Annotated in this window: 8 protein-coding genes; 2 read left to right on the top strand and 6 right to left on the bottom strand. The window is 47.2% G+C overall.

Going from position 1 to position 9,778, the window contains the following annotated elements:
- Nucleotides 1-149 precede the first annotated feature (149 nt).
- The 6 genes from MCG44_RS00820 to MCG44_RS00795 all read right to left on the bottom strand — a co-directional run bounded on the left by MCG44_RS00820 (nucleotide 150) and on the right by MCG44_RS00795 (nucleotide 6,753).
- Nucleotides 150-1,112 carry an ABC transporter permease gene (locus MCG44_RS00820; RefSeq protein WP_240286298.1) on the bottom strand — a complete coding sequence of 321 codons (963 nt, stop codon included), beginning with the start codon at nucleotides 1,110-1,112 and terminating at the stop codon, nucleotides 150-152.
- Nucleotides 1,113-1,125: 13 nt separating this feature from the next.
- Entirely contained in the window at nucleotides 1,126-2,079 is a 954-nt protein-coding gene (locus MCG44_RS00815; protein WP_240286296.1) for an ABC transporter permease, read from the bottom strand.
- Nucleotides 2,076-3,548: a sugar ABC transporter ATP-binding protein gene (locus MCG44_RS00810; protein ID WP_240286300.1), complete on the bottom strand. Its 1,473-nt coding sequence runs from the start codon at nucleotides 3,546-3,548 to the stop codon at nucleotides 2,076-2,078. Before MCG44_RS00810 ends, MCG44_RS00815 begins: the two co-directional genes overlap by 4 nt.
- A gap of 38 nt (nucleotides 3,549-3,586) precedes the next feature.
- Nucleotides 3,587-4,393 (bottom strand): sugar phosphate isomerase/epimerase family protein, encoded by an 807-nt coding sequence (locus MCG44_RS00805; RefSeq protein ID WP_240286295.1) that lies wholly within the window; start codon nucleotides 4,391-4,393, stop codon nucleotides 3,587-3,589.
- Between the two features lie 73 nt (nucleotides 4,394-4,466).
- Nucleotides 4,467-5,585 (bottom strand): sugar ABC transporter substrate-binding protein, encoded by a 1,119-nt coding sequence (locus MCG44_RS00800; RefSeq protein ID WP_240286293.1) that lies wholly within the window; start codon nucleotides 5,583-5,585, stop codon nucleotides 4,467-4,469.
- 52 nt (nucleotides 5,586-5,637) lie between these two features.
- Complete coding sequence (locus MCG44_RS00795; RefSeq protein WP_240286290.1) at nucleotides 5,638-6,753, bottom strand: sugar ABC transporter substrate-binding protein; 1,116 nt, start codon at nucleotides 6,751-6,753, stop codon at nucleotides 5,638-5,640.
- A gap of 496 nt (nucleotides 6,754-7,249) precedes the next feature.
- Between MCG44_RS00795 and MCG44_RS00790 the strand changes: the two genes are divergently transcribed.
- Both MCG44_RS00790 and MCG44_RS00785 read left to right on the top strand, forming a co-directional pair.
- Nucleotides 7,250-8,590, top strand: coding sequence for a trimethylamine methyltransferase family protein (locus MCG44_RS00790; protein ID WP_240286288.1), 1,341 nt, complete (start codon nucleotides 7,250-7,252; stop codon nucleotides 8,588-8,590).
- 23 nt (nucleotides 8,591-8,613) lie between these two features.
- Complete coding sequence (locus MCG44_RS00785) at nucleotides 8,614-9,753, top strand: sugar ABC transporter substrate-binding protein (RefSeq protein ID WP_240286286.1); 1,140 nt, start codon at nucleotides 8,614-8,616, stop codon at nucleotides 9,751-9,753.
- Nucleotides 9,754-9,778: the final 25 nt, after the last annotated feature.

Below are 9,778 nucleotides of genomic sequence, written 5' to 3'. Positions count from 1 at the left end.
TCGCCCCTGCGGATGTAACCCCAGGTATTGGAATCGCCGTAACACAATATATGTTTCATAATAACACCTCTTCATACCTCAAAAGGCGGACCCCCGTGCCCCCGGTGTCCACCCTGAAGATACATCATTCAAAGCAGAATCCGTATATTTTACACGTCTTCACGTTTTTTCTTTCGTGCATAGCAGTCCATGCCAATAACCAGAACAATTAAAATACCGCGGATCAGCATCTGCATATACGGCGTAACTGCCAGCAGATTCATAACATTTTCCAGCAGACCAAACAGGAACACACCGATCAGTGACTGCACCATGCCTCCGTAACCCCCGTTAAACGGCGTACCGCCCACAACGACACCGCAGTTAATCAGAAGCGCAGTGTTGTCACCATAGGCAGCCGAACCGGAGTTCAGCTCCGCAGACAGACAGAATCCCGCCAGCGCCGCACTGCAGGCCGAGATGATGAACGTAATCCAAAGATGACGTTTTACAGCGACTCCGGAATATGCTGCCACATCCTTGCTGTATCCCACCGCATAACAGTTGCGGCCAAACTCGGTACGCTTCATAACCCAAAGGGAAATCACAAACAGTAAAGCCGCAACCCAGGTGATATTATATACGCCCAGAACACTCCCTGTTCCAAAAGCCGCAAACGCTTTACTGGTTCCGGATATCGGGGCCCCGTCGGTCATTACCAGACAGATGCCTTTCAGCAACATCATCATACCGAGAGTCACGATAAATGAGTTTGCCCCCTGATTGACACTGATAAATGCATTGACTGCACCGACCGCCGCACCTGCCAGCAGTACCACGATCAAAATCGCCCAGATCTGAAGATACGGCAGAAGTTTAATGACGATAATACCACTGATGCACATATTGGCTCCCAGCGACAAATCACATTCACCGGATATAATACAGAACGTAACGCCAAACGCCATGATCCACAGTATGGTGACCTGCAGCAGCAGTGAAGACAGGTTTTGTGCTGTCAGGAAGTACCGGTTAAACGCAGACATCAGCACACAGATAACGACGACTGCGAGAAATGCTTTTTGTTTTGTAAGCGTCTTCAGCGTTTTCTTTAATTGTACGGAATAATTCATAATCACACCTCCTTCAGACCTTTCTGCGGCTGTCGATCCAGATCGCCAGAATCAGGATAACACCCTTCCACACACTCTGCATGTTGGCGTCAATTCCCAGTATATTCAGAGCATTGGACATGATCGTCACCAGCATAACACCAAGTACCGTATTCAGAACACTTCCCTTACCGCCTGAGAGACTGGTTCCTCCGATACAGACAGCCAGGATTGCATTTGTCTCATAGTTCTTGCCGACCGTAGGAATGGCTGTTCCCACACGGCAGAGAAGCAGATATGCTCCCAAAGCCGTCATGGCACCCGTCACGCTGAAAGACAGCAGGATCACCTTGCTCGGCTTGATGCCGCACAGTTCTGCTGCTGTAGGGTTCCCACCCACCAGATGAACGGATCTTCCGACCGGCATCTTCTTCATTAAAAACTGCAGAATCACCACCGCTATGATAAACAGGAGCAGAACCATGGGAATCCCCAGGAAATTGCCTGCTCCGAGAAATCGGGTGAACGGCGTCTGCTCAAGTGTCACCGCCAGTCCGCCGTTCAGCAGCAGCGCCAGTGCATTAAATACGGTCTGCATACCGAACGTAATAAATAATGCGTCCGAACTGTTTCTTGCTCCGCATATGATCAGAATCAGCGCACTGACTGCGCCGCAGAGAAGTCCTGCCAACAGGATCAGCAGCAGAGAAACCGGTCCGAAACGGTTGGAAAGCATGCTTGCCAGGATGGACATCATGGAAAAAAGACCGGCAACCGACAAATCGATATACCCGCCGATGACGATCAGCGTCATACCGATAGACACAAACGCCAGAGGCACAAAAGAACGGACCAGGCTTAACAGATTTCCTGAATTCAGGAATGCCGGCTGTACGATGATGGTGTACACAGTTAAAATAATGATGGCTACCAACAACAGATACTCGTTGATGAGTTTTCCTATGAATTGCTTCTTGTCTCCCTTCACTTTGTTCCCTCCTCTCCCAGTGCCACTGCCATAACATGTGTATCAGTTACCTCAGCCGGATCAAACTCACCGGCTACCCGGCCGTCACACAGTACATAGACCCGGTTGCTCATATTCAATACCTCCGGAAGCTCTGAAGAGATCATAATGATCGTCCCCCCTGCCTCCGCAATCTGTTTCATTAACACATATATCTCATATTTGGCCCCCACATCGATTCCCCGGGTTGGTTCATCCATGATCAGAACTTTGGGGTTGAGTTCCAGCCATCTTGCAATCAGGCACTTCTGCTGATTTCCTCCGGACAGGTTTCCTATCTTTTCTCCCGCTCCCGGTGTTTTCACACCCAGCGCTTTGATCTGCTTCTCAACAATCTCCTTTTCCTTCTGTTTATTGAGCACGCCTTTGTCCGTAAAATGGTCGAATGCCGCCATGGAAATATTGGTGGCAATGTCAAAGTTCAGGAGAAGCCCCTGACCCTTTCTCTCTTCCGGGACAAAACCAAGGCCATAATTTTTCGCATCCAGCGGGCTTTTGATATCCAGCTTTTTTCCTTCCAGCCACACCTCACCGCTATGTAATCTGTCCGCACCGAATATCGCACGAACCGTCTCGGTTCTTCCTGCTCCCACCAGTCCCACCAGACCGAGGATTTCTCCTTTTCTGGCTGTAAAGCTGATGTCATGAAGCTTCCTGGTATTCAGATTTCTGACTTCAAGAATAGTCTCGCCCACTTTCTGCGCCCGCGGAGGGTATTCATTTTCAATTGTCCGGCCAACCATCTTGGCAATCATCTCCGCGCGGCCCATCTCAGTTGTACTCTTTGTATCAATGACATGACCATCACGCATGATTGTCACACGGTCACACAGCTCAAAAATTTCATCCAGTTTATGGCTGATATAGATAATCGTGATTCCCTTGGATCGAAGATCATTGATGATCGAGATCAGGCGCTTCATCTCTTCATTTGTCAGCGTGGTACTGGGCTCGTCCATAATGATCAGTTTTGAATGAAAAGACAGTGCCTTGCAGATCTCGACCATCTGTTTTTCAGATACGGACAAATCCTCCACCGGCGTATGGGTGTCGATCGTACTTCCGATACTGTCCAGCAGTGCACGTGCTTCTCTGTGGGTTTTCTTCATGCCTCCCACCTCACGGAAACGGTTGAGAAAAATATTCTCGCCCACGGACATGGACTCAATCAGATTGAACTCCTGGTAGATAATGGAGAGTCCCATCTCCAGGGAATCCAGCGGTCTCTTGATCTGCATTTCTTTTCCATCAAAAAATACGGTCCCTTCATCTTTCTTATGAACACCTGACAAGATTTTCATCAGTGTTGACTTGCCGGCACCGTTTTCACCCACAAGGCCATGTACCTGGCCCTCATAGATATCGAACGACACATCATCGAGTGCCGTAACATTTCCAAATCTTTTTGTTATATGCTGTACGGAAAGCATAACTTTTTGTTCCATATTCTCACCTCCAGATAACTTCGTCAGTTCACATATTTCCTGATATGCTCTTTTATCGCTTTTGCTGCCAGGCGGACGTTTTCCTCCTGCTCCAGCCTGTAATATTCCGGACGAAAAACTTCTATGGAGCAGGCTCCCTGATATCCGATTCTTTTCAATACCCCGGCATAACGCGCATGGTCCATACATCCTCTCGGATCGCCCGGAAACAACCGCTTCGTGACATCATTGTAGGCGGCACCACACGGTACATTCTCCAGATCATTCAAATGCCAGGTGAATATCTTTCTTCCATCCGCCTCTTTAAGCGACTCCCAGTCAGACGCCATGGAGTGAAAATGAGCCTGGTCCATGGTAATTCCCAGAAGAGGAGAGTCTATCTCCTGCACGATGGCGTACGCCTCCCGAAAACGATTAATTGACATTCCCGGAAAACCGCAGAATTCCAATGCCAGCCTGATTTTATGAGGTTCCGCTATGGCCAGCATTCTTTGAAGCATATCGACAGTATCTTTATGTATCTCGGGAATCGTGGCATCCACATTCAGATTCCCGGACGGACAGAGAACAACCAGATCACACCCCAGAATATTGCACCTGCGGATGATTTCCTTCAGATGTGCCAGAACCCGGTCCTGTTCGGCAATTGTCCGTCTCATATTAAAATCTTCCAGTGCGTTGTAAGAGTACATTTTCAGATTGTGCTCTGCAAACCATGCCCCCAGTTCCTCCAGCGTACATGCACCTGCTTCCAGATCGGGGTTCAGACAGCTCTCCTGAAGATCAATATAATCGAATCCGTATTTTTCGCAGTATTCCAGATCTTTCATGACGCTGTGGTAGTTGCAGAGAGCACTGCAGCCTTCATTAAAACAGATTTTCATGTTTCCCTCCCCAACCTGTTTACCAGCCAACTTCAAAATTGGATGCGTTTTCTTCCGTCACACAGACAAACGGTATATAACACTCTTTTTCCATTTTATCCGCATCCCCGTTCAACGCCGCAAGAGCTGCCAGCGTATGTGCTTCAGTAACCACTGCAAAATCCTGCATGGCGGTTCCCTTAAAAGCCCCGCCCGTCTCGATGGAATCAAGCGCTGCCTGTACGCCGTCGACGGATACGAAGATCATATCCTCCGTCTGGTTTACGCCATCCGCTGCCTGAATGCAGGCGGCAGTTCCGATATCCCACTGACAGAACACACCATCAATATCCGGATACTTGGACATATAAGATTCCATGATATTCATGGCTTCTCCAGCGGACCAGTTCAGAGCTCCCTGTGCTTCCAGAATTTCAAATTCCGAATACTGCTGCATTACCCCCATAAATCCTTTGGCCCTGTTAATCTGAGGTGTTGAGCCCGGATTTCCTTCCACACATACGAGTTTTCCGCCGTCCGGCATCATATCCAGAAGCAGGGACGCGGCCATCTGGCCAGCTTCCGTATCGTTGGGACCCACATACATGTCGTAGCACTCAGGATCGTCCACTTCGCACTGTGCAACGATCACAAACAGTCCGCTGTCCCTCGCCTTTTTCATGACGGCATTTTGAGAGTTAGTATCGATAGGATGAACAATCACCGCATCAAAACCCTGCGTGATGGCACTGTTCACATCTCCGGTTTGTTTTTGAGGATCGAATTGGGCATCAAACGTTCGCATCTCAAAACCATACTTTTCGGCCAGTCCCTCCATAATCGTAGTCATGTAAGTGTTGGATTCCTCCTCAAGCCCCGCCGAGCACCATGCAATTTTCCATGGTGTTCCATCCTCTTTCGTACCGCTTAGATTGCATTCTTCCGGCACATAATCTGCCACCACCGGCTCCTCCATGTAAGTTGAGAGGTCGAGCGGATCTAGGTTTTCGTATTTTCCCGTAATTTCAGAATCCCCTTCCGCCTCGGCATCCACGCCTTTTATTTCACTGTCTGTGGCGTCATTAGATTTTGCACATCCTGTAAACAATCCCAGAACCATAGTTCCCAATATAAACATATTCAGGACTTTTCTTATCATCTTCTTATATCCTCCGAGTCTATACTTATCGGCATACTGCCTGTAAATCGGATTACCAACCTGCATTAAAGTTTTTTGCATTTTCCTCTGTGATACAGATATTTGGCGTATACAGCATTTTCTCAACTTTATCTCCGTCCCCGTTCAGCGATGCCAGAGCTGCAAGCACCTGGATCTGAGAGTTCGTATTAAAGTCCTGCATGGAAAGTCCCTTCCAGCATCCACCTTCTGCAACCGCATCCAGCCCGGCCTGCGTTCCATCCACTGATACGAAGACGATATCATCTGCCCGGCCTGCTCCCTCTGCCGCCTGGATACAGGTACCACAGCCGATATCCCACTGACAGAACACACCGTCAATCTCAGGATATTTTGACAGATAGGACTCCATCACACTCATACACTCCGCCGTGGACCAGTTCAGGCATCCCTGTTCTTCCAGAAGTTCATATTCAGGATATTGTGATATCACGGCTTTAAATCCCTTTGTTCTATTGATCTGACAGGTTTCCCCCGGATTTCCCTCAACCATTACGATTTTTCCGCCGTCCGGTAATGCATTCATCAGAAGAGAGGCTGCCTGCTGTGCCGCTGCTGTATCATCCGGCCCTATATAATGATCATAGCTTTCTTCGTCTGTAACCGTATTCTGAACATTCAATACCACCATACCTGCATCTTTTGCCTTCTTCATAACACTGTTTTGAGAACTGGAATCTATGGGAGCAACAATCAGTGCATCACACCCCTGAGAAATCGCATTGTTAATGTCACTGGTCTGCTTCTGTGGATCAGCCTGGGCATCAAAAGTCACCAGTTCAAAGCCCATTTCTTCTGACATGCCTTCCATCAGCTCTGTCATGTGCGCCAGTGATTCTTCAGCATTTGAAAGACTGGACCATGCAATCTTCCATGGCGTTCCGTCTTCTTTCGTTCCACTTGTGTCAGCATCTTCCGGCACGAAATCTGTGATATTCGGAGCTGCACCATACTCTTTAATGTCTACGGGTTCCAGTACGAAATCTGTGGCAGTATCAGCATCCGCATTTTCTTTCTCCGAAACAGCTGCCGTTTCTCCTTCGACCGTCTCTTGTTTTACACAGCCGGTAGCCATCGTTACAACCATCGCCGCCGTTAACAGAATACTGATCACTTTTCTCTGTTTCATATACATTACTCCTTTTTCTTTTCTCACCCTTTTTGGTTACCTGGCAGTATCAGACATCACTTCGGACTTAACATCATCTGTAAAACAGCTAGCCGGCTATGATCACATTTTACAGATGCGTATTTCGTCTTCTGCCCCTCCTGATCCTCCATATTTTATACAATGCATCCTGGTCTCTCTGAGTCAGTCTGCAAAAGCATACTTCTTTGCGTTATTTTATTTTTACTTTTTATTTTATCTTTAATAATTATAATTAAAATATAGGACAAAAGTTTTTCCCTGTCAACAATTTTTACACTTGCTTTGTGCAAAACCATGATATTTCCCAAAAACCAGGCGCATAATTTGTGCGTTTTGTATTATATACTGCAGTGTATAATTTTTCTGCACCTTTGTGTAAATTCTCCGCATAGTCTTTTTAAATAATTGACTTTTTTATTTTTACTGATTATCATCAGTTTTACAAGTTATTATCAGAACAAAAGGAGGACTTTTTATGTTACTGAACAATCATGAAATCAATTGTATCATTGAAAAAGGTATTCATCTGATGGAAACCGCTGGTATCCAAATCTGTCTGCCGGAGGCAAGAACTTTGCTGGAGAAAGCCGGATGTTGTGTTGACGGTGATGTTGTCAGGATACCGGCTCAGGTTACGAAACGCGCAATCGAAACGACACCGGCCAAATGGAGTATCTTTGACAAAGACGGGTTAGAACGAATGCAGATCGGCAAGGGCAATACATACTACGGAACAGCTGATGTGGCAACCAGCTGTCTCGATTATAAGACAAACAAAAAACGTGCGTTTACTCTTCAGGACACACGCGATGCCGCCAAAGTCATCAACAATCTTGATAATATTGACTTTGTATGCCCGTTTGGTACTCCGACAGAACTTGACTATGACCGGGCTACTCCCGAGTCATTCCGCGCGCTGATGGAGATCACCACAAAGCCGATCGCATTTGTTGCCCACAATCTTGAGAATATGAAAGAAGTTTATAAAATTGCAGCAGACGAAATCGGCGGTATGGATAACCTGCGCGAAAAGCCATTTATATTTACACTGCTTGAGCCATGCAGCCCTTATGTCTTTCCAAAAGAAACCCTGGAAAAAATTCTGTGGGAGTCTGAAAACAATATGCCATTCTGCTTTAACTCTGCAGTCTCACTTGGTGCAACCGCCCCTGTCACAACAGCAGGTGCACTGACTCTCTGTCTTGCAGAAGAGTTGACAGCCCTTGTGATCGCCCAGCTGAACAATCCGGGCTGTCCGGTTGCCCTGGGTGCCTGCATCGGAATTCTGGATATGAAGCGAGGTACATTTGCCGTGGGTACACCGGAATATATTCTCGGAAACGCTGCTTTTGTCCAAATCACACGAGCATTACATATCCCGGCATGGACAAACGGATGCTGTACGCAGGGAAAAACAATCGATGAATACTCTATCGCAGAACTGATGATGTCAACCTTTATGCCCAACTTTGTACACGCTGACATTGTATATGATGCAGGTTATCTGGAATCCGGTAAATTGAGTTCCATAGAAATGTGTGCAATGGCCGATGAATTTATTGGATATGTACGCCGAATGCGCCAGGGTATCCGCGTCAATGATGAATCACTTGCCATCGACCTTCTTAACCATGTTGGGATCAGCGGTAACTTCCTGGATAAAGACCACACTTTCGAGAACTTCCACGACGAACTGTGGACACCTCGCTTCATGGACCGCGATGCATATGCTGCCTGGGAAGCCAAAGGGGCAAAAACCATGCGCCAGGAAGTTCAGGAAATGATCGGAAACGTTTTAAACAATACAGTAAAATAATAATGATTGCGGAGGGGAAACGCATGAAACATAAACTAATGAGTATTTTATTATCACTTACTTTATCTGCCACACTTCTCACGGGTTGTGTCAAAAATAATGAAAGTACTGGAAAACCATCAACACCCGAAAAACAGACAGCGGAACCGGCAGCCGGTACACCTTCGGACTCTGATGACGGCACGTCCGAACTTGTTCTTGATGCTGTTGATATCAGTGAATTCAACAGTTCTACGGTAGTTACCGATTTCGTGCCAGCGAATGCCAATACGCGTGGAACCAAAGAAGACGGCACTCCGTGGAAAATCGGCTGGTCCAGCCTTAACAACTCTACTCTGTCACTCGCGTATATGACTACTAAGATGGAGGAACTTTCCGAAGAATACGGATTTGAGCTGGTCACTTACGACGCGCAGGGCGACCCGCAGAAACAGACCAGTGATATTAACAACGCCGTGACTCAGAAGTGTGACGCACTGATCGTAACTCCCATTGACGCAACTTCACAGCTCGGTGCCCTGAAGGCCGCCAAGGATGCCGGGCTGGTTGTCGTCAATATTCAGAATCCTGTTTCGGATGCCGAGTGCTACGATCTCTTTGTAGGACCAAATGATGTCACTGCTGCACAGCAGGCAGCTTCAATCCTGATCAATCAGATGCCGGAAGGGGGTAAAATCGTAATGGTAAACGGCAATCCGGGTGAGACTTGTCAGATTGACCGTTCCCGCGGATTTAAAGCAGTTTTATCTCAATATCCAGAGTTTGAAATTCTCGAAGAACAGGGCTGTCTGAGCTGGTCCACCGCGGAAGCTATGAGTGTGATGGAATCTTACCTGTCAAAATATCCTGACATAGACGGCGTATTCTGCCAGTGGGATATCGGAACAGCAACATGCATCCAGGCCGCTGAAACAGCCGGGCGGGCGGAAGATATTGTATTTGTATCTGTCGACGGAGTGCAGGCCGCTCTGGATGCCATTGCGGCCGGAGGACCGTTCAAAGGAACTTCCATGCAGGACTTTGAGACTAATACTGTCATCCAGACTCTGGCAACACTTGCATATCTGAATGGCGACTCTGATAAACTTGATAAAAATATGGCAACCCCTAATATTTGTATTACACAGGAAAACGCAGATAACTTTAAGTCAGCGATTCCGTAAATTGACGAAGTCCTCGATACAATAA

It is taken from the genome of Lawsonibacter sp. OA9 (assembly GCF_022440585.1).
The sequence above is the reverse complement of the archived record's forward strand: the minus strand, read 5'-3'. Positions and strand labels throughout refer to the sequence as shown.

Excerpts from the sequence above, each read along its gene's own strand:
- MCG44_RS00820 (WP_240286298.1), bottom strand. The coding sequence starts at position 1,112 with ATGAATTATTCCGTACAATTAAAGAAAACGCTGAAGACGCTTACAAAA.
- MCG44_RS00810 (WP_240286300.1), bottom strand. The coding sequence starts at position 3,548 with ATGCTTTCCGTACAGCATATAACAAAAAGATTTGGAAATGTTACGGCA.
- MCG44_RS00805 (WP_240286295.1), bottom strand. The coding sequence starts at position 4,393 with ATGAAAGATCTGGAATACTGCGAAAAATACGGATTCGATTATATTGAT.
- MCG44_RS00800 (WP_240286293.1), bottom strand. The coding sequence starts at position 5,585 with ATGATAAGAAAAGTCCTGAATATGTTTATATTGGGAACTATGGTTCTG.
- MCG44_RS00795 (WP_240286290.1), bottom strand. The coding sequence starts at position 6,753 with ATGAAACAGAGAAAAGTGATCAGTATTCTGTTAACGGCGGCGATGGTT.
- MCG44_RS00790 (WP_240286288.1), top strand. The coding sequence starts at position 7,250 with ATGTTACTGAACAATCATGAAATCAATTGTATCATTGAAAAAGGTATT.
- MCG44_RS00785 (WP_240286286.1), top strand. The coding sequence starts at position 8,614 with ATGAAACATAAACTAATGAGTATTTTATTATCACTTACTTTATCTGCC.